We start from the raw sequence: 20,032 nt of genomic DNA, 5'->3' as shown, positions 1-20,032 counted from the left end.
GTAGCGCCATGAACAGCACCACCCAGCAAGACATCGGCAAGCTGATTCTCCGCATCACGCTCGGCGTACTGGTTTTCCTGCACGGCATCAGCAAGCTCGAAGGCGGCCTGGACGGCATCTTCAAGCTGGTCGAAACGCAGGGCTTTCCTGCCTTCTTCGCCTATGGCGTGATCATCGGCGAGGTCATCGCGCCCTTGCTGGTCATCGCCGGATTCTTCTCGCGAATCGGCGGCATCATCATCGTGATCAACATGCTGTTCGCGCTGTACCTGGTGCACCTGGGCGACATCGGCCGCCTCAACGACCAGGGCGGCTGGGCGATCGAGCTGCAGCTGATGTACCTCTTCGGCGCCGCAGCGGTGGCGCTGCTCGGGCCGGGCCGGTGGGCGTTCAACCAGCGCTAGTTGCGCGGTTTGCTCCACGCCTCTGGACATTGCCCGGGATCGGAAACGGTCCCGGGCAAGCTGTTTCCTACAGCCGGTTCACCCGGAACTTGCGTCCCTTGATCTTGCCCTCGCGCAACCGCGCCAGCGCCTGCGCCGCCTGCCCGCGCACGACCGCGACGTACGAACGCGTCGGGAACACGTCGATCTTCCCCACCGCATCCGCCTTCAATCCCGCATCCCCGGTAAGCGCGCCGAGGATGTCGCCCGGGCGCAGCTTGTCCGTGCGGCCGGCATCGATGCGCAGCGTCGTCATCGCCGCAGGCGGCACGCTCGACGGCTTGCCCGACAGCGGCGTGCCCTTGAACCAGTTCAACGGCGCGCCTTCGCGTTCCTCGATCGACGCCACGCGTCCCTGCTCGCGCGGGCCGCACAGCGTCAGCGCGACGCCGTCGCTGCCGGCGCGACCGGTGCGGCCGATGCGGTGCACGTAGGTGTCGGCGTCATGGGGGACGTCGAAGTTCACCACCATCGCCAGCTCCTTCACGTCGAGCCCGCGCGCCGCCACGTCGCTGGCCACCAGCACGTTGCAGCTGTGGTTGGCGAAGCGCACCAGCACCTCGTCGCGGTCGCGCTGCTCCATGTCGCCGTGCAGCGCGAGCGCGGTGAAGCCGTAATACGCGAGCGATCCGGCAACCTCGTCCACGTCGCGCCGCATGTTGCAGAACACCACGCACGATTGCGGCTTCTCCTGCAGCAGCAGCGCGGCCAGCAGTTGCGTCTTGCGGGCCGGATCGACCTCGTAGAAGCGCTGTTCGATCGAGCCGTGGCGCTCGCCGCCCTCCACCGTCACTTCCACCGGATCGCGCAGCATCGCGCGGCTGATCTCGCGCACGCCCTCGGGGAACGTGGCCGAGAACAGCAACCCCTGACGCGAGGCCGGCGTGGCGCGGACGATTTCGCGGATCGGTTCCTCAAAGCCCATGTCGAGCATGCGGTCGGCCTCGTCGAACACGAGCGTGCGCAGCTTCTTCAGATCCAGCGCGCGCTTGCGCAGCAATTCCTGGATGCGGCCCGGCGTGCCGACCACCACCTGCGGCGCGTGCTGCGCCAGCGAATCCAACTGCGGCTGCAGCGGCGTGCCGCCGCACAGGATCGACAGCTTCAGATTGGGAACGGCGAAGGCGAGCTTGCGCAGCTGCTTGCCGACCTGGTCGGCCAGCTCGCGCGTCGGGCACAGCACCAGCGCCTGCGTCTCGGTCCGGGTGGCATCAAGCCGGTGCAGCAGGCCCAGGCCGAAGGCGGCGGTCTTGCCGCTGCCGGTGGGGGCCTGCGCGATGAGGTCGCTGCCGTCGAGGATCGCCGGCAGGCTCGCGGCCTGCACCGGCGTCATGTGGGTGTAGCCCAGCGTCTGCACGCCCTGCAGCAGCGCGGGGGCGAGCTCCAGGCGCTCGAACGTGGGGGCCTGCGTCGAATCGGGGGATGCGGTCATGCGCCATGATCGCAGCTGGGGGCGTGAACGCGCCATGCCGCGGACGATGGCCTATCCTGCGGCCACCGGCCCTGCGCCCAACCTTCACGGCCCTCGCGCGCCATGGAACCCGCCGCCGTCGCGACCGAACCGATCTTCGTCCACATCCGCATCGTCCTGGGCATCGTCCTGGGCCTGGCGCTGACGACGCTCCTCAAGGGCCTGGCGAAGTTCGTCCAGCACCCCGGACGCGAGCGCATCTACGGCGTGCACCTGGGCTGGGCGCTGTCGATGTTCATCCTGCTGGTGCACTTCTGGTGGTGGGAGTTCGGCCTGGTGCGCGTGCACCCGTGGACGTTCACCTCCTACGCGTTCCTGATCCTGTACGTCGTCGTGCTGTTCCTGCTGTGCACGCTGCTGTTCCCTGACGACCTGGCCGACTACAGCGGCTGGCGCGATTACTTCCAGTCACGGCGCAGCTGGTTCTTCGGGATCATGGCCTGCCTGTACGTGATCGACTTCATCGACACGCTGATCAAGGGCAAGCCGTACTACCACCACTTCGGCATCGAGTACCCCATCCGCAACGCGGTCTACGTCGCGCTGTGCCTGGTGGCGATGAAGGTGGGTTCGGAACGGTTCCATCGCGCGTTCGTGGCGTTCGCCATCGTGTACGAGCTGTCGTGGATCTACCGCCTGTACGATTACCTGGAATGAGCGCGACCTGGTACGTCTACCTGCTGGAATGCCGCGACGGCAGCCTGTACACCGGCATCACCACCGATGTCGCGCGCCGCTACGCGCAGCACCTCGCCGGCAAGGGCGCGCGCTACACGCGTTCGCGTCCGCCGGTGCGGTTGCTGGGGCAGTTTCCGCATCCGGACCGCGCGTCGGCCAGCCGCGCCGAGCACGCGATCAAGCAGCTGCGCCCGGCGCAGAAGCGGGCGCTGTGTGCGACGGGTTGAAGGCGTATGTTGAAGGCGTATCCTGAGCGCCCTCGCCCGCCGGCCCCGTCCATGCAGCACATCGATTTCGAACTCGACCGCGACCACGTCGAACTCAACCAGCTGCTCAAGCTGGTCGGCCTGTGCGACAGCGGCGGCGCCGGCAAGGCCATCGTCGCCAGCGGCGTGGTGCGCGTGGACGGCGAAGTCGAACTGCGCAAGACCTGCAAGATTCGCGCGGGACAGGTCGTGGTCGTGGACGACGTGGAGATCCGCGTCGTCGACGCATTCGCCTGAAGCGCCCCGTCAGACCATCGACGAAAACAGCTTGTCGAGCACTTCGTCCACCGGCATCACCAGCAGCACCAGCGGCAGCAGCGGCGCCGCGGAGGCCGCCACGAAGGCGATCAGCACGTAACGCTGGATCGGCACGACCACCAGCGTGTCCACCGTCGAATAGACCGCGGTGAAGTCGGCCAGTGCCGACGGATCGCCCGCATGCAGGATCGGCCGCGCCTCGCCGCGCGCGCGGCCGGCCCAGGTGGTGTCGAACTGTTCGGCGCAATCGGTGCCGATGACGCCGTAGTCCATCAGTCCCGCGCGCTTGAGCGCCGCCAGCTTCGGCACGAACAACAGCAGCGGCGCGATCATCACCGTCAGCGCGATCACCACGTAACCCAGCAGCACGTAGCGCAGGCTCATCAAGGTCACGCCCAGGTAAGCGATCTCCACCGCCAGGCTGCCGCACAGCAGCAGCGAGCCGACCAGCGGCATCACCAGGAAGGCCGCCTGCGCGAACCCCAGGATGCCCAGCCCGCCGTGGCCGTCGGGATGCGCGACATAGAGCGTCAGGTGCAGGCGCGAGAGCCGCCACAACAGGCTCAGCCACAGCAGGAAGCGCCACATCCACAGCAGGCACAGGAAGCGGAACAGCGGCATGCCGACCCAGTGCAGCCATAGGCCGGCGGGACTGAGCGCGTGACCATTGCCGTGACGCCAGCTGCTGACGTGGTCGAACACGTCCAGCGCGGCCACGGTCACCGCGCCGGCGACCGCCAGCACGAACAGCAGCAATTCGGGGATCACCGAATCTCGCCACCGCCGCACGCGCGCGAGCACCGCTTCGAAGCGCGGCTGGTCTTCCGGCGTCACCAGCCCCTGCAGGTGATGCATCGCGCGCCACAGGCGCTCATCGGCGACCGGCACGGCGAGGATGAGCAAGGGCATGGCCAGCACGAAGCGCGCCCAGACGGTGTAGTCGCGCAGCAACGGCACCTGCACGCCGCCCAGCAGGGTCCGGTCCATCGCGGCAAGCACGACGGTGGGCAGGAGCACGATCGTCATCAGCACGATCGTCACCGGCGGCGCCATCCATCCCTCTCCCCCGCGGCGGCCGAAGCGCGTGAGCCGATACATCATTCCGCCGCGCATCAACGAATAGCGCTCTTCGAACATCCGCCTGCTCCGGGAGGGGATTGCGGCGGACACTAGCATGGGGAATGTGGGAGGGCGGTGTGGCTTGGTCGTCGCGACGGCACCCGGGACCAATCCGACGAAACGGTCGCGCCACGAAACCCGTCATCCCGGCGAAGGCCGGGACCCAGGCTGTCATGCCCTCAGCCATCTCACGTCATTCCAGCGAAAGCTGGAATTCAAAAACTCCAGGGAAAGCCTGGAAAGTCCCTGGATAGTGCCGCGTGCGGCGGCCCAACAGCCCCGCCTTCGCGGGAATGACGATGAAGTAATTTGCGGAGAGCGAGTGCCCACGCGCCGAAGGCCGGGACCTCAGCTATCCCCGCCCTGCTTCGCCGCTGCCGCCTTGGACACGCTCTGCGGACCTTGCGGCGGCGTGACCGTCGCCGTATCGCGGTCGAATTCCGACAGCGGACTCTCCGCCGGGCACGCGCGATCCGGGAAACCGAAATCGGTGCGCAACGACAGACCGCAGGCGTTGAGGGCATCCAGATCGGTGTCCGGCGTCTTGCAGCGCTTGTCGAAGGCACGCACGAAGGAATCGCGCCGGTTGACGAAATCCTCGCCGCACTTGCGCATCAGGCGCAGCCGGTCCAGATCGTCCTGCGCCGGGTTCACGCCGTCCAGGCCATAGAGCTGCAACTCCTCCGGCGTGAGCAGGCGCAGCCCGCGGTTGGGCACGGCCATCATCAGGTCCGCCACCGCGGTCGCGGCGCCGTTGCGCTCCAGGTAATCGCGCACCCGGTCGTACACCACGCGCAGCTCGGCGTTGAGCTGCGCGCGCGTGGTCGCGGTGGAGCTCATGCGGATGATGCGGTGGATGCCGACGCGGCCGGCGATCATGCGCGTGTCGCCCGCGCTGAGGATGAACACGCAAGCGCTGTGGCAGATCGCACCCTCGCGCACCCAGATCGTCCAGCGCGATTCGGCGATGAAATCGCCCACGACGATCGCGTCCTCGACCTGTCCGCCCGCGGAATCGACGTCGAGCACGCGCTTGCCGATGTCCAGTTCGTCCGCGACCTGCGTGACGCGCTCGATCAGCGTGCCGAACTCGGCGGTGATCTTGCCCTTGTAACGCAGTCGCGCCACCCCGGCATCGGCGCAGGGCGACAGCGCGGCCTTCAGCGCCTCATGGTCGAACGCCTGCAGCACGTCGCCGTCGCCGCGCTGCGCGTAGTCCAGGTCGCAACTGATCGAGGCCTCGCCCGCGCTGAGTTCCAGCGGCGCGTCCCAGAGCTTCTTCGGTTCAGGCTCCGGGCGCACGGCCTCGCGGATCGACGTGCGTGCCTGGCGCGGCCCCTCCGGCTTGACGGGCGCGACCTTCACAGGCGCCGTGCTGATCGCGCCGCCTTCCTGCGGACTGGCGACTTCCTCGATCACCATGCCATGCGTCACCGGTTCCGGCTGCTGGCATGCGGCCAGCAACAGGCAGATCAACAACGGTCCGGTAAGCCTGGGCATTGGGAGCGGAGGTCTCCGAGGTCGGGTATGCGGGGATCCGCCGGCAGGAACATGAATGCGCGCGTGGCGTTCGTCGTCGATGCAGCGGTGCGCACAGCATACGACGATCGGGCTGACTCGCGGCCGAGCAAACGCCTCGCGCTTTCACACGCAGCGGCATGGCGCGTCGGCGAACGCATCGCCGCGCGCCCGCACGCCCAGGCTCATCTCGCCGCCGCGTCGCGCGCCTTCTCTTCGGAGATCCACGCCTCGACCCGCTCGCGCAGGAAGCGCAGCGGCACCACGCCCTCGCCCAGCACTTGCTGGTGGAACTGCTTCAGGTCGAAGCGCGGGCCCAGCGCGGCTTCGGCCTCGCGGCGCAACGCGAAGATCTCCAGGCCGCCGGAGTCGTAGGCGGTGAGTTGCCCGGGCATCGCGGCGATGCGATCGACCAGGTCGGCAGCGGTCTCAGGTGAGAAGCGCCCGCTCTCGGCCATGAACGCGACCGCGCGCTCGCGCGTCCAGCCGAACATGTGGATGCCCGGGTCGACCACCATGCCGCGCGCCGGCCACAGGCGTCGGCTGATCTGCGCGTAGGGCGTGGTGTAGATCCCGGCCTCTTCGCTCAGCGCTTCGGAATAACGCGCCCAGCCTTCGGCGTAGGCCGAATTGAACGCCAGCGCCGACAGCGGATGACGTTCGCCCACTTGCCGCGCCAGCGCCAGCTGCAGGTGATGGCCCGGCCAGGTTTCGTGCACCAGCGTGATCTCCGCCGCACCACGGCGGTCGGCATCGGGGTGGTCCAGGTTGATGCGGTAGATGCCGGGGCGCGTGTCGTCCGGATCGGGTTCGTAGTGCGAACTCACGCCGGTGCCACGCTGCTCGGGCTTGAGCGGCTCCACCACCGCCGGCTGCACCGGCATCGTGGCGAAGTACGGCGCGCTCTTCTCACGGGCGGCGTCCAGCAGCGATCGCGAGAACTGCAGTTGTTCGTCGGCGGATGCGAAGCGGTTGCCCTTGGCTTCGTCCACGCGCTTGACGATCGTCGGCAGGTCGGTCGTGCCGAACATCGTCTTGCCCAGCGCCTGCACGCGCGCCAGGTTGTCGGCGACGGTGCGCTCGCCCAGGTCGTAGACGGCCTTGGGCGTGCGATCCAGCGTGGTGTACGAACGCAGCATCGCCTGGTAGCACTGCGCGCCGTCGGGCAGCGCGGACAATGCGATCGTCTCGCGCGCCCTGGGCTGGTATTCCTTCACGAGGAAATCGCGGTAACGGCGCAGCGCGGGCTGCACCTGCTGCGCGACCACCTGTTCGAACTGCGTGGCGAACGCCGCGTCCTTCGCCTTCTCGCCGGGCGCGAAATACGGCGACTTGCGCGGCTCCAGCGCGAGCATGCCATCGAGCTGCTTCACCACGCGCGCGACGACGGCCTTGGGCGCGGTGTAGCCGGCCTTCATGCCCGCACGCAGGTTGGCGATCTCGTTGTCCACGTAGGCCGGCAGCGTGCGCCAGCGGGCCAGCGCCTGCGCGCGTTCGTCGGCGGTGGCGACGGGCTGGCGGTCGGCCAGATCGGTGAAACCGGTCTGCCAGCCGAACATGTGGTTCACGTTCCACTGCTCGGCATGGCACACGCGCAGCGCGCGGTTGGTTTCGAGCATGTCGCGCAACTGCGCGTAGGCCAGCTGCGCGCCGCGATCGTTGTCCAGCTTCGCGCGATCCACGGCCTGCAGGCGCGACCAGAGTTCGTCCTCGCGTGCATCCAGGCGCGCGTTGTCGGCGGCGGAGTTGCGCGGCAGGTAGTCGTGACGCTTGAGCGGCAGGATCTCGTAGTACGCCGGCGTGGGGTCGTACTCCAGCGCCAGCGCGACCATGTCGTCGGCGATGGCCATCACCTGCCCGGGGGCGTCGTCCGCCGCGCAGGCCGCCATCGGCGCCAAGGCCAACCCCATGCACACCACACTGCTCCAACCGCCTGCGAATCGCATGACTTGGCTCCTGCCAGGTAGGTCAGGCGATGGTAGTGGCTGGCGACGGGGTGCGGATGTGTCGTCGGTCCGGGGGCGGTTGCCGCGCCCCTCTCCCCACCGGCGAAGAGGGGTTGGGATCAGGCCGGATCAGCGACGCAGCAACCGCTCGCGCAGGATGTCGCGCGCAAGCCGCGCTGCCTCTTCGCGCGACATCGTCGGCGCCGATGCCGGTGCGGGCAGGGCCTGCGGCGCTGCCAGTGCCGCGGCCGCCAGCCCGCCGCCCGTGCCCGGCACGGGTTCGATGACGAAGATGTCGCCATCGAAATCGACGATGTAGAGATTGTTCGACGTATCCACGCCGAAGCTGACGACGTTGTCGATCACGCCCGCATTCGGCGTGAAGTCGGCGTTGCGCAGCACGAACTGCGCCGACGGGATGGTCGAGCCGATCAGGAACTGGCTGCTCAGGATCGACCAGATGTTGGGCCGCACGAAGTCCGCGAAGATGTACTGCCCGCGCAGCGACTCCAGCGGTCCGCGGTAGATGTAGCCGCCGGTGACCGAATCGCCCTCGCGCGGGCCCGTGCCGTGCAGGTACTCGGCGATCGGCGGGGTGAGGCCGGTGGTCGAACCGCCGCGGAACGGACGCGTGCCTTCCAGGATCGGCCAACCGAAATTGGCGCCGGCATCGCCCGGGCGCATCAGGTCGATCTCCTCCACCGTGCCCTGGCCGACATCGCCGATGAGCAGATTGCCGGTGAGGGGATCGAAGCTGTTGCGGAACGGATTGCGCAGACCGTAAGCCCACACTTCCGGCGCGTTGGGCGCGCTGAAGGGATTGCCGGCGGGGATCGCGTAATCGCGATTGGCGTCGCTGGGAAACGCATCGCTGGACGGATCGATGCGAAGGATCTTGCCCAGCAGCGTCCCGCGGTTCTGGCCGTTGCTGTCCGGATCGCCGCTGCCGCCGCCGTCGCCAACGCCGAGGTACAGCATGCCGTCGGGGCCGAAGCCGATCCATCCACCGTTGTGGTTGTTGCGCGGGTGCGCGATGCGCAGGATCGCGTCGCCGGAAGCGGCATCGGCCTGATCGCGGTTGTTGGTCAGCGTGAGGTAACGGCGCAACTCGATCGTGCCGTCGGTCGTCGTCAGGTAGATGAAGAAGCGGCCGCTGGTGGCGAAATCCGGCGCGGTCGCGAAGCCCAGCAGGCCGCGTTCGCCGTCGGTGGACACCTGGCCGGTGATGTCCAGGAAAGGCGTCGCCGCGATGACGCCCGTGGACGGATTGAGGATGCGGATGCGGCCGGCGCGCTCGACCACGAACACGCGCCCCGTCGCGTCCGGGACGGGCGCGAGGAAGGTGGGGAAGTCCATGCCCGTCGCCACGCGACGCACGCGCAGCTGCGCGCCGGTGACGTCGGTGACGGTCACCGTGAGCGCCATCGTGGCGCTCTGCGTGCCGTCGCTGGCGGCCAGCGTGACCTGGTACAGGTTGTCGTTGTTGGCGTCGGTGGGGGCTTCGAAATCCGGCGGCGAGAGGAACTGCAGCGCGCCGGCCGCACTGATGATGAAGCGCGCCTGGTCGGCGCCGCCATTGAGCGAATACGTGACGGGTCGGCCTTCCGGGTCGGTCGCGACCGCGGTGTAGAACACGCCGGCGGTGCCTTCGGGCACGGTGGCCGACGTGGGCGAGGTGAACGTCGGCGGTCGGTCGGTCGGCGCACCGGGGATCTGTTCGTTTCCGCCCCCGCCTCCACCGCCGCAGGCCGCGAGCATCGCGGCCAGGACCCAGCTCATCGCCTGCACTGCGTGCCGTGCCTGCACCATGGGTGTGCTCCCGGGCCCGGGCGGTCGCCGGAGCGGCGGGCCTGCGGGCGGCCGCCAGCGTGTCAGAGGCCGCCGCGTCGGTATGTGAAGGCCGACGCAGTTCACTCCACGGTGATCGGCCCCGCGCCCCCGTTCGTCGGTGGGCGCGCGGGGCACGCTTCGCTCACACGCCCCACAACCGCCGTGCTTCCTCGGCGATGAGGTCGGGGAACTCCTCGGGGAAGAACAGCTTCGCGCCGTCGACGCGACGCACCCCGCGCGAGACGCCGAAGGCGCGATCCAGGTGGTCGGCGCCGGCTTCGGAGAAGATCGGATCGCCTGTGCCCCAGACGATGCGCGTCGGCGCGCGGCTGGCCTTCAGTGCCGGGCCGATGCCGTCGAGCCAGTTGCGCTCCAGCGCGACGGCGAAGGCGTTGGTGCGTGCGGCCTCGCGCACCAGCGGCGTCAGGTACACGTCGATCGCCTGGTCGCTCGGGTGGGTCGCATGCGTGAACGTCTGCCCGCCCAGCCCTTCCGGCGAGCGCGCCAGCGCCTTGTCGGCCAGCCACGGCGCCAGCCACTGCTGCGCGAACTGGCCCTGCTTCGCCAATGCGATCACCGGTTGCAGCGCCGGCGGCGGGCATTCGATCTGCGAATCGCAGTTGGTCAGCAGCAGCGTGCGCACGCGATCGGGATACGTCGCCAGGAACAACTGCGCCGCCTGCCCGCCGCTGTCGTTGGCGACCAGATCGACGCGATCGACCGACAGGCGATCGAGCAGTTCGGCAAGCATGCGCACCTGCGCGTCTGGCGCCAGGCTCTGGCCGGGCGCAACTTCGGTGTAGCCCAATCCGAGGAAATCCGGCGCGATGCAGCGACGATGCGGCGACAACCGCGAAAGCGCGCCGCGCCACTGGAAGCCGTTGAGCGGAAATCCGTGCAGGAACAGCGCGGCCTCGCCGCTTCCGCGTTCGACGTAGGCGATGCGACCGGCCGACGTGCTCACGAAGCGGCGCGCCGCGAGGAACGCTGCGGCGTCGTCCGCGTCGGACGTGTGCACGACGGGCGACGACGCGACATGCGCGAAGGCGCTGCGATCGACCAGACCGGCGGCCAGCGCGCCGACGCCCAGACCCAGGAATTGCCTGCGTTGCATGGGAGAACTCCATGCCGGGACCGCCCCGGCCTGGAGCGCATCATTCGCCCGCGCGGTCATGGTCTCAACGAGGCCGCAGGTCATGCGGCCATGACCTGGCAGGTCATGGAATCGCTGCGGCGCGCCCCGTATGCTCGCCGCGTGAACCGCGCCGCCCCGTCCACCGCCGCCACTTCCGACGCATCGCGACTGGGCTCGCTCCTGCGCGAATGGCGCGCGGCGCGTCGGCTGAGCCAGCTCGACCTCGCGCTCGACGCCGGCGTCTCGGCGCGCCATCTCAGTTGCGTGGAAACCGGCAAGTCGCAGCCCAGCCGCGACATGATCGCCCGCCTCGCCGACGCACTCGACATGCCGCTGCGCGAGCGCAACGCGCTGCTGGTCGCCGCCGGCTACGCGCCGCGCTATCCCGAAACCGCGCTGGCGACACCGGAACTGGCGCAGGTGCGGCGCGCGATCGAGTTCATCCTCGCCCAGCAGGAACCGTATCCGGCGTTCGTGCTGAACCGGCACTGGGACGTGCTCATGGCCAACGCCGCCGCGATGCGCGTCAACGCCTTCGTGATGCACGGCCGCACCAGCGCGCATACGAACATGATCCGGCAGATCTTCGATCCCGACGATCTGCGCGCCGCCGTCGACAACTGGGAGGAAGTGGCCGGCGACCTGATCCGTCATCTGCACGGCGAGATCGCCGCCGCACCGTCGGATACGGCGGCGCGCGAATTGCTGGACGAAGTCCTCGCCTTCCCCGGCGTTCCGGCGCGCTGGCGACTGCGCGATGTCGAAGCCGCACCCACGCCGCTGCTCACCACCGTGCTGCGTCGCGACGAACACCGCCTGCGTTTCTTCTCCACCATCACCACCTTCGGCACGCCACGCGACGTGACGCTGGAAGAGCTGCGCATCGAATGCTGCTTCCCGGTGGACGAGGCCACGGCCGCGCTCTGTCGGCGTCTTGCGAAGGACGCGGGCTGAACACGTGCGCTGGTGGCTTTTCCTTCTCCCCTTGCGGGAGAAGGTGCCCGAAGGGCGGATGAGGGGTACGCGAGCAAGCGCGTAACCGCGCTTCGCGCGTCCCCTCTTCCGGCGCTGCGCGCCACCTTCTCCCGCAAGGGGAGAAGGGAAACGTTTGCTGGCCTGTTCCCCCACCGCTTCCCGTATCGGTGTTCACATCACCTGAGAGCAAGGCAATGCGGCGTGTGGCGAAGTGGCTGGGCTGGAGCGTGATCGTGCTGGCGGCGATCGTGGCGGGCGTGTTCGCGACCGCCTGGGCCCTGAGCGAACGGGCGTTTTCGCGCACCTGGCACGTGCAGGATCCGCCCTTGGCCGACACGGTCGCCAGCGCCTCGCCGGAACGCGGCCGCCATCTGTTCGCCACGCGCGGTTGCGCCGACTGCCACGGCGCCGACGGCGCGGGCAAGCTGCTGGTGGACGCGCCAGGCGTGGTGCGCATCGTGCCGAGCAACCTTACGCGCAGCGTGCGCGATCCGGCCTGGACTGACGATCGCCTCGCCGCCGCGATCCGCCACGGCGTCCGCCCCGACGGCACGCCGCTGATGATCATGCCCACCGGCGATTACACGGACCTGGACGATCAGGACGTCGCCGCCATCGTCGCCTTCATGCGAACGCTTCCGGTGGTGGACACCGATCCGGGGCGCACGCAAGTGCATCCGTTTGGCCGCGTGCTGTACATGTTCGGCAAGCTGCCGCTGGTGCCGGCCGAGCGCGTCGACCACACGCCGCGCGAGCGCACGGCGCCGCCAGCAACGGCCAGCGTCGCCTATGGAAAATACGTCGCGCAGGTGTGCACCGGCTGCCACGGTTCGGATTTCGCGGGCGGTTTCGTGCTCGAACCCGGCACGCCGCCCTCGGCCAACCTCACGCCGCATGCGAACGGACTGGCGACGTGGAACGAAGCCGACTTCCTTCGACTGATGCGAACCGGCCAGCGCCCCGACGGCCGCCACCTGCATCGCATGATGCCGTGGAAGTCGTACAGCCAGATGCAGGACGTCGAGCTGCGCGCGGTATGGGCTTATCTGGATTCGCTGCCGCCCTCACCCGGCCGCAAGCAATGACGCCGACCGCGCGCGTCAGTCGATGCGATAGACGCGCGCCTTCGGCATCCCATCCACGACCTGCAGGAACCAGCGACCCGCGACGCCGGGGACGACGAGGATCTCCGGCGCGTCGAGCGTCTTCGGCAATTTCAGCGCGCCCTTGAGCACCTTCCACTGCTGCCCGTTCTCCAGCTCGAATACCGTGCCGGGCTCCCAGCCACTGACCGAACCCTTCAGGCGGCTCTTGATGGGTTCGTCGTTGAAGCCGATCAGTGCGGAGCGATCGCGACCGGCCTCGTCGTCATGACGCGCCGCCGGTGCGCTGGCAATCGGCGCATTGGCTGGCTCTGCCGCCGTCGTCGGTGCAGCGGCCGCCACAACCGGCGTCGATCGCTCCTGCGCCTCGCGCAGCATCCCGTTGAGCCGGCCCAGTTGCTCCGGCGTAAGCCCCACCGAACGCAGCTGCTCCGGCGTGAGCCGCTCCTCGATGTTCACGTAATGCGATTGCGCCCATGCGGCGGGCGACAGCGCGAGCGCCACAACGAACGACACGGCAACGGACAGGAACGACGGCTTCATCGGGGGCGCCTCGGGGATCGACGGCGCCACTTTGCTACGGTTTCATTTCAACGAGGTGACAGCCTCAGGCCTCGCCGCGACGCAGCGACCAGAACGCTATGTCGCAGCGCTGTTCGTAGCCGCCGCGCGCGTAGAGCTCCTTCGCGCGGGCGTTCTCGTTGGCCACGTGCAGGAACGGCGTGCGGCCGCGCGCGAGGTTGTCGTTGCTGAGCATCGCCAGCAACCGGCGCGCGTAACTGCGCCCCAGGAACTCCGGGTGCGTGCACACTGCGCTGATTTCCTGCCAGTCGTCCATGCCCATGCGCTCGCCGATGATCGCGGCCAGTTGCCCGTCCTGGTAGATGCCGAAATAGCGCCCCAACTGCATCGTGTACGGGCGGAAGTAATGGGGGTAGACCAGCGCGGTCAGCGCGAGCACGTCCTCGCGGTGCGCCTCGCCCAGCTCGATGATCTGCGGCCCGTCGACTTCGTCCATCGGACGCGTGCAGACCATCTGCGCCAGCATCGCCAGCTTTTTCGCTTCGAAGCCTTCCGGCACGCGCGGAAGGCGGTCGAGCAGCAGCGCCGTCTCGCCGGGCGCGAGCAGCGCCTCCAGCGCTTCGCGCGCTTCGACGCCCTCGCGAGGCACGCCCAGGAACGGCGCGATGTGCGCCGGATACCGCATCACCTCACCCTGCGCGAGCGCGATGCCGCGATGCCGGCTGCGCAGCGCTTCCCAGATCGGATTGTCCAGAATGTGTCCCGTCATCGTCGCCCTACACCTTCACCGTTTTCCATTTGCCGCGCGAGAACAGCCACAGCGTGAACAGACCCACCGCGGTCTCGGAGACGAACACCGCCCAGAACACGCCCGAATACTGCCAGCCCAGATGGATGGCGAGCAGATAAGCCAGCGGAATCTGGATCAGCCAGAAGAACACGACGTTGATCTTGGTCGGCGTGACCGTATCGCCGGCGCCGTTGAACGCCTGCACCGACACCATCCACCAGCCGTACACGAAGTACGAATACGACAGGATCCTCAGCCATTCGCCGCCCACCTCGATCACTTCCGGGTCGGAGGTGAAGATCGCGATCAGCTCGTGATGGAACAGGAAGAACGCGACCGACATGGCGAAGGTGAAGGCCATGTTGTACCAGCCGATGTGCCACACCGCCGCTTCGGCGCGCTCGGGGTGATCGGCGCCGAGGTTCTGCCCCACGAGCGTCGCGGCCGCGTTGGACATGCCCCAGGCCGGCATCAGCGTGAACATCATGATGCGGATGGCGATGGTCGCACCGGCGACCGCGTCGCTGCCGATGCTCGACAGGATGCGCATCAGGAAGATCCAGGACGTCATCGACACCAGCATCTGGCCGATGCCGCCCAGCGAGGTGCGCACGATGTTCCACAGCACCGCAGCGTGCACGGCGATCTGCGACATCGTCACGCGGATGTGCTTTCCGCCATGGAACAGCACGTACAGCTGCAATGCCACGCCTGCGCCGCGACCGATATTGGTGGCGATCGCCGCGCCCTCGATGCCCAGCGCAGGAATCGGGCCCAGGCCGAAGATCAGCAGCGGGCACAGCACGATGTTCAGGCCGTTCGCCAGCCACAGCACGCGCATCGCGATGGCCGCGTCCCCGGCGCCGCGGAAGATCGCATTGATCACGAACAGCAGCATGATCACCGCGTTGCCGCCGAGCATCCACTGCGTGTAGCGGTAACCGTGCTCGATGCTCCACGCGTCGGCGCCCATCAGCCGCAGCAGGTCCTTCGCCCAGACGATGCCGATGATCGCGAACGGCAGCGACACCAATAGCGCAATGAGGATCGCCTGCACCGCGGTGATCGCCGCTTCCTCGCGCTTGTTCTCGCCGATGCGCCGGGCCACGATCGCGGTGACCGACATCGCCAGCCCCATCGCGATGGAGTACAGCAGGAACAGGTAGGTTTCCGTCAGCCCCACCGTCGCCACCGCCGACGGCCCGAGCTTGGCGACGAAGAAGATGTCGACCACCGCGAAGGTCGATTCCAGCACCAGCTCCAGCACCATCGGCACCGCGAGCAGGAACACCGCGCGGCGCAGCGGGATCTTCGTGTAGTCGGCGTTGGTGCCGCGGATGGCCTCGCGCAACTCGGACCATAGCGAGGCGCGCACAGCGGGTGATCCCGCGCCATTCGCGCCAGGGTCGAGGGTCGATTCGGGTTCGTGGCTCATTCGGTCGTCCTGTTCGTCTGGAAGGGAATGCAAAGGCGCATCCCGCGCCTTTCCCGTATGACGAACGAAGCGTACCGAATTCGACAGCGCGCCACGACCACCCGGCGCGGCCCGCTGTTGTGCGGGCTCCGAGTGATCGAACGACGAGTCAGCCCACCGCCAACCCACCCCACCCGCGCGCGAAGTCCTGCCACGCCGTCGTGCGCGGCAGCACCTGCATCAGTGCGAAGTGGATCGCGAACAACACGGTCAGCACGATGAACGCGCTCTGGCCATGGCGGCCACGGTCGCGCCAGATCAGCACGCCGAGGATGAGGAACAGCAGGCCGAAGCTGATCAGCGGGATCGCCGGCCCGAGGCCCGGCATCGTGGTGGCCAGCAATCGTGCCAGCGCCGGATCTAGCAGCGTCAGCGTCGTGCCGACCATGTAGCGCGCGTGCAGCGCGGTATCGCGGCGGTGGTAGATCGCCAGCGCCCAGGACAGCAGGAGGATCGTCGCGGCGCCGATGGCGAGGTACAGGATGAACGTCTGGAAGCCGAAGCTCTGTGGCGTCGCGGCGGCCATGCGGATGCGGGAGAGCCACAGGCAGGTCAGCACGATCGCCGGCACCAGCGCATACGAGAACTTGCCGACCTGCCGGTGCAGGGCGAGACGTCGCGTGCGCACCAGCCACGGCTGCACGAACAGCATCGCGAACCACGACATCATCAGCGCGGCGTGCAGGTGCGTGACCGCGTCGGCCTCGCCAATGCGGCGCACGTAGCTGGGCCAGAAGCCCGCCACCGCCAAGGCCAACAGGGCCCAGATCCAGATCGTGCTGCCCGTGCCCCACAGGCCGGGGCGGCGCGTCGCGCCTGCATTCGAGATCACCGCCATCGTGGCCGCTCCATTCACCGTCGCTGGGAGAACGACGGACCGCGCTGGAAGCGGACAATCTTGTCGTCAGGACGCGGGCTTGCCCTGCATGCGCACCGCGAAGGCGCGCGCCGGGTTGTCGACGAACAGCGTGCGGATCGCATCCTCGCCCAGGCCGCTCTGCCGCAGCGCCGGGATCAATGCCGTGAACAGCGGATCGAACGGCTTGAACTCACCGCCACGGGGCTGGCCGGCGTTGTACCAGCCCGCGTCCTGCGAGACGAGCACGCGCGCCAGCAGCCCGGCCTCGCGCATGCGCCCGATCAGCGCCGCATAGTCGGCCTCCTGCCCGGGACGAAAGCCATCGAACGACACCCACGCGCCGCGTCGCGCGGCCTCGACGTGATGCGCGCCTTCGGCTTCATTCTGCGCATGGACCCAGATCCACGCGGAAGGGGCGACGCCCGAGGCTTCCAGCAGATCGAGCTGCGCGAAAGCGCATCGCGCGTTGCGCCCGGGCGCCACCTCGCTCCACGGCCCGGTGTGCGCGGCGATCACCAGTCCCGTTTGCAACTGCGTCCGGGCCGCGGCGCGCAGGACCTTGCGTTCGATCCCGGTCAGCGGATCGCCTTCGATGCCCAGCTTGATGAGGCCCGGCCGCACATCGGTGCCGCCGATGCCGTCGCGCCACTCGCCGATCCAGCGCGCGGCCAGCGCTTCGTCCGTGTCACTGTGCACGTAAGGTGGAATGAAGCGACCGCCGGCGGCGACGTAGGCGCCGGTCACCGTGAGCATGTGCAGGCCGCTTTCCTGCGAAAGACGGCGGATCAGCGCCGGATCGCGACCGAGCGTCGTCGCGGTGCAGTCCACGAGCGTCCGGCAGCCTTGGCGCCGGATCTCGCGCAGGTAAGGCAGGACCACCTCGACGACCTCGTCGATGTCGGGCGTCAGCGGTTGCGCCACTTGCTCGGCATGCGGGCGCAGATCGGCGTAGAGGTGTTCGTGCACCAGCGTCATGCCGAGTGCGTCGGCATCGACCGGACCGAGTACGGTCATCACCGTGCCGCCGTCCGGCCGCACATCACGACCGCTGCGGACGCAGCCCGGCAAGGCCATGGCCAACGACGACGCCAGCGCGCCGAGGAACTGCCTGCGATGCATCGGGCGACTCCGTGCGACAAGGCCCGCCGATCTTACGCCCGGGATTTCGTTACCGCCGAAACGAAACGGCCCGGTTGCCCGGGCCGTTCGCGGCGTGCCAGCGGGCGTGAAACTTCACGCCATCGGCAGCTTGAGCCCCTGCTCCTTCGCGCACTGCTGGGCGATCTCGTAGCCGGCGTCCGCGTGGCGCATGACGCCGGTGCCCGGGTCGTTCCACAGCACGCGCGCCAGGCGCTTGTCCGCTTCTTCCGAGCCATCGCAGACGATGACCACGCCGGAGTGCTGCGAGTAACCCATGCCCACGCCGCCGCCGTGGTGCAGCGAGACCCACGTCGCGCCACCGGCGACGTTGAGCATCGCGTTGAGCAGCGGCCAGTCGGACACGGCGTCGCTGCCGTCCTTCATCGATTCGGTCTCGCGGTTGGGCGAGGCGACGCTGCCGCTGTCGAGGTGATCGCGGCCGATGACGACCGGCGCCTTCAATTCACCGTTGCGCACCATCTCGTTGAACGCGAGGCCGAGCTTGTGGCGCAGGCCCAGGCCGACCCAGCAGATGCGTGCGGGCAGGCCCTGGAAACTGATGCGTTCGCGCGCCATGTCGAGCCAGCGGTGCAGGTGCTCGTCGTCGGGGATGAGTTCCTTCACCTTCGCGTCGGTCTTGTAGATGTCCTCCGGATCGCCACTCAGCGCGACCCAGCGGAACGGGCCGACGCCGCGGCAGAACAGCGGCCGCACGTACGCCGGCACGAAGCCCGGGAAGTCGAACGCGTTCTCGCAGCCTTCGTCCTTCGCCATCTGGCGGATGTTGTTGCCGTAGTCGAACACGGGGATGCCCATGTCCTCGAAGGCGAGCATCGCTTCCACGTGCACGCGCATCGACTTCATCGCCGCGTCGCGCACGCGACCCGGGTCCTCGGTCTGCATGCGCTGCCACTGCTCCACGCTCCAGCCGATCGGCAGGTAACCGTGCACCGGATCGTGCGCGGAGGTCTGGTCGGTGACGGCATCCGGACGCACGCCGCGGCGCACGAGCTCGGGCAGGATCTCCGCCGCGTTGCCCAGCAGCGCGATCGACTTCGCCTCGCCCGCTTCGGTGTACTTCTCGATGCGCGCGAGCGCGTCGTCGAGATCGGTCGCCTGTTCGTCGACATAGCGCGTGCGCAGGCGCATGTCGATGCGGCTCTGCTGGCATTCGATGTTGAGCGAGCACGCGCCCGCCAGCGAAGCCGCCAGCGGCTGCGCGCCGCCCATGCCGCCCAGGCCGGCGGTGAGGATCCACTTGCCCTTGAGGTCGCCGCCGTAATGCTGGCGGCCCATCTCGACGAACGTCTCGTAGGTGCCCTGCACGATGCCCTGCGAACCGATGTAGATCCACGATCCGGCCGTCATCTGGCCGTACATCATCAGGCCCTTCTTATCGAGCGCGTTGAAGTGCTCCCACGTCGCCCAATGCGGCACCAGGTTCGAGTTGGCGAGCAGCACGCGCGGTGCGTCCGGATGCGTGGGGAAGATGCCGACGGGCTTGCCGGACTGCACCAGCAGCGTTTCGTTGTCTTCCAGTTCGCGCAGCGACTTCAGGATCGCATCGAAGCTTTCCCAATCGCGCGCGGCGCGGCCGATGCCGCCGTAGACGACCAGTTCGGTCGGATTCTCCGCGACCTCGGCGTCGAGGTTGTTCTGGATCATGCGGTACGCGGCTTCGGTCAGCCACGACTTGCAGGTCTTGTCGCTACCGCGCGGTGCGCGGATGACGCGGGAAGGGTCTTTGCGGGTCGACATGGAACGCTCCGTCGGCAGGGGCGTCGCGTTCGCGACGCGCGGGGGTGCATGCCGAGAATTATCGCGCCGTGCCCGCCGCGCGGCAGCGCCCGTATCAACACTGGCCGGCGATTGCGTGCGATTTTCCGCCGTACGGCGCCATTTTGTATACGCTGTATACATGAGCCGCCGCCCCGCCACTGCCGACCGCATCCTGCGCGCCGCGCGCACGCTGTTCGAACGCGAAGGCGCGGCCGGCGTAAGCATGCGCCGCGTGGCCGCCGCGGTGGGGCTGACGCCGATGGCGATCTACCGGCATTTCCCCAATCGCGAGGCGCTGCTCAAGCGCATCGGCGACGACAGCTTCGATGCGATCACGCGTCACTGGGACGCGCGCGGCCGCGGCGGTGACGTGCTCGAGCGCCTGCTGGCGGTGCAGCGCATCTATCTGGATTACGCGCTGGCGCATCCGCACCTGTTCGACCATGCGTTCTCCACGGCGCGCGACGATGCGCGGCGGTTTCCGGACGACTTCCACGCGCGGCGCTCGCCGACGCTCAACGTCGTCGCCGACGCAGTGCAGGACGCGATGCATGCCGGCGTTCTGCGCGGGGACGATGTATGGGACGTGGCGATGACGTTGTGGGCGCACACGCACGGCCTGATCGCGCTGTATCGCGCGGGACGTTTCAACTTCGACGATGCCGCATTCCGGCGCTATTACGAAGCGTCGCTGCAGCGGCTGCTGCGGGGATTGCTGGCGTAGCG

General features: G+C 68.5%; 19 protein-coding genes. 7 read left to right on the top strand and 12 right to left on the bottom strand.

Features of this window, described 5'->3' with window-relative positions; translation table 11 throughout:
• The first annotated feature begins 8 nt into the window (after window positions 1-8).
• Entirely contained in the window at window positions 9-404 is a 396-nt protein-coding gene (locus tag AAFF32_RS09390) for a DoxX family protein (RefSeq protein WP_216959341.1), read from the top strand.
• A 67-nt stretch (window positions 405-471) separates the two neighbouring features.
• Here the strand turns inward: AAFF32_RS09390 and dbpA are convergent, their stop codons facing one another.
• Complete coding sequence (dbpA, locus tag AAFF32_RS09385; RefSeq protein WP_342317129.1) at window positions 472-1,875, bottom strand: ATP-dependent RNA helicase DbpA; 1,404 nt, start codon at window positions 1,873-1,875, stop codon at window positions 472-474.
• A 102-nt stretch (window positions 1,876-1,977) separates the two neighbouring features.
• On the opposite strand from dbpA, the gene AAFF32_RS09380 reads away from it, so the two are divergent.
• From AAFF32_RS09380 to AAFF32_RS09370, 3 genes are read left to right on the top strand one after another with little or no spacing between them, the layout of a single operon-like run.
• A complete protein-coding gene (locus AAFF32_RS09380) occupies window positions 1,978-2,571 on the top strand; it encodes a hypothetical protein (RefSeq protein WP_216959347.1) in 594 nt (197 codons plus the stop codon).
• On the top strand, window positions 2,568-2,819 hold the full coding sequence (locus AAFF32_RS09375) for a GIY-YIG nuclease family protein (protein WP_216959362.1): 252 nt from the start codon (window positions 2,568-2,570) through the stop codon (window positions 2,817-2,819). Before AAFF32_RS09380 ends, AAFF32_RS09375 begins: the two co-directional genes overlap by 4 nt.
• A gap of 51 nt (window positions 2,820-2,870) precedes the next feature.
• Entirely contained in the window at window positions 2,871-3,095 is a 225-nt protein-coding gene (locus AAFF32_RS09370) for an RNA-binding S4 domain-containing protein (RefSeq protein ID WP_216959365.1), read from the top strand.
• 9 nt (window positions 3,096-3,104) lie between these two features.
• Here the strand turns inward: AAFF32_RS09370 and AAFF32_RS09365 are convergent, their stop codons facing one another.
• The 5 genes from AAFF32_RS09365 to AAFF32_RS09345 all read right to left on the bottom strand — a co-directional run bounded on the left by AAFF32_RS09365 (window position 3,105) and on the right by AAFF32_RS09345 (window position 10,643).
• Window positions 3,105-4,253, bottom strand: a complete 1,149-nt coding sequence (locus AAFF32_RS09365; RefSeq protein ID WP_342317128.1) for a hypothetical protein — start codon at window positions 4,251-4,253, stop codon at window positions 3,105-3,107.
• A 330-nt stretch (window positions 4,254-4,583) separates the two neighbouring features.
• Window positions 4,584-5,735 carry a hypothetical protein gene (locus AAFF32_RS09360; RefSeq protein ID WP_216959369.1) on the bottom strand — a complete coding sequence of 384 codons (1,152 nt, stop codon included), beginning with the start codon at window positions 5,733-5,735 and terminating at the stop codon, window positions 4,584-4,586.
• A gap of 203 nt (window positions 5,736-5,938) precedes the next feature.
• A complete protein-coding gene (locus tag AAFF32_RS09355; protein ID WP_342317127.1) occupies window positions 5,939-7,699 on the bottom strand; it encodes a DUF885 domain-containing protein in 1,761 nt (586 codons plus the stop codon).
• A 129-nt stretch (window positions 7,700-7,828) separates the two neighbouring features.
• A complete protein-coding gene (locus AAFF32_RS09350) occupies window positions 7,829-9,508 on the bottom strand; it encodes a PQQ-dependent sugar dehydrogenase (RefSeq protein WP_216959374.1) in 1,680 nt (559 codons plus the stop codon).
• A 163-nt stretch (window positions 9,509-9,671) separates the two neighbouring features.
• Window positions 9,672-10,643, bottom strand: a complete 972-nt coding sequence (locus AAFF32_RS09345) for an alpha/beta hydrolase (RefSeq protein ID WP_216959376.1) — start codon at window positions 10,641-10,643, stop codon at window positions 9,672-9,674.
• Between the two features lie 141 nt (window positions 10,644-10,784).
• Between AAFF32_RS09345 and AAFF32_RS09340 the strand changes: the two genes are divergently transcribed.
• Together AAFF32_RS09340 and AAFF32_RS09335 are read left to right on the top strand one after the other, a co-directional pair.
• Window positions 10,785-11,618, top strand: coding sequence for a helix-turn-helix transcriptional regulator (locus tag AAFF32_RS09340; RefSeq protein ID WP_342317126.1), 834 nt, complete (start codon window positions 10,785-10,787; stop codon window positions 11,616-11,618).
• A 224-nt stretch (window positions 11,619-11,842) separates the two neighbouring features.
• On the top strand, window positions 11,843-12,724 hold the full coding sequence (locus AAFF32_RS09335; RefSeq protein WP_342317125.1) for a cytochrome c: 882 nt from the start codon (window positions 11,843-11,845) through the stop codon (window positions 12,722-12,724).
• Window positions 12,725-12,739: 15 nt separating this feature from the next.
• On the opposite strand, the gene AAFF32_RS09330 is transcribed toward AAFF32_RS09335, so the two are convergent.
• From AAFF32_RS09330 to hutU, 6 genes are all read right to left on the bottom strand, one after another.
• Window positions 12,740-13,315 carry a hypothetical protein gene (locus AAFF32_RS09330; RefSeq protein WP_342317124.1) on the bottom strand — a complete coding sequence of 192 codons (576 nt, stop codon included), beginning with the start codon at window positions 13,313-13,315 and terminating at the stop codon, window positions 12,740-12,742.
• A gap of 34 nt (window positions 13,316-13,349) precedes the next feature.
• Window positions 13,350-14,033: a GNAT family N-acetyltransferase gene (locus AAFF32_RS09325; RefSeq protein ID WP_216959383.1), complete on the bottom strand. Its 684-nt coding sequence runs from the start codon at window positions 14,031-14,033 to the stop codon at window positions 13,350-13,352.
• A 7-nt stretch (window positions 14,034-14,040) separates the two neighbouring features.
• Window positions 14,041-15,489, bottom strand: coding sequence for an MATE family efflux transporter (locus AAFF32_RS09320; RefSeq protein ID WP_216959386.1), 1,449 nt, complete (start codon window positions 15,487-15,489; stop codon window positions 14,041-14,043).
• 148 nt (window positions 15,490-15,637) lie between these two features.
• Window positions 15,638-16,366, bottom strand: coding sequence for a hypothetical protein (locus AAFF32_RS09315; RefSeq protein WP_216959389.1), 729 nt, complete (start codon window positions 16,364-16,366; stop codon window positions 15,638-15,640).
• A 66-nt stretch (window positions 16,367-16,432) separates the two neighbouring features.
• Entirely contained in the window at window positions 16,433-17,506 is a 1,074-nt protein-coding gene (locus AAFF32_RS09310) for a hypothetical protein (RefSeq protein ID WP_216959392.1), read from the bottom strand.
• A gap of 114 nt (window positions 17,507-17,620) precedes the next feature.
• Window positions 17,621-19,285, bottom strand: coding sequence for a urocanate hydratase (gene hutU / locus AAFF32_RS09305; protein ID WP_216959395.1), 1,665 nt, complete (start codon window positions 19,283-19,285; stop codon window positions 17,621-17,623).
• A gap of 160 nt (window positions 19,286-19,445) precedes the next feature.
• Here hutU and AAFF32_RS09300 point away from each other — a divergent pair, with 160 nt between their 5' ends.
• A complete protein-coding gene (locus AAFF32_RS09300; RefSeq protein ID WP_342317123.1) occupies window positions 19,446-20,030 on the top strand; it encodes a TetR/AcrR family transcriptional regulator in 585 nt (194 codons plus the stop codon).
• Window positions 20,031-20,032: the final 2 nt, after the last annotated feature.

The organism is Lysobacter sp. FW306-1B-D06B, assembly GCF_038446665.1.
Classification (GTDB): Bacteria; Pseudomonadota; Gammaproteobacteria; order Xanthomonadales; family Xanthomonadaceae; genus Lysobacter_J.
The sequence above is the reverse complement of the archived record's forward strand: the minus strand, read 5'-3'. Positions and strand labels throughout refer to the sequence as shown.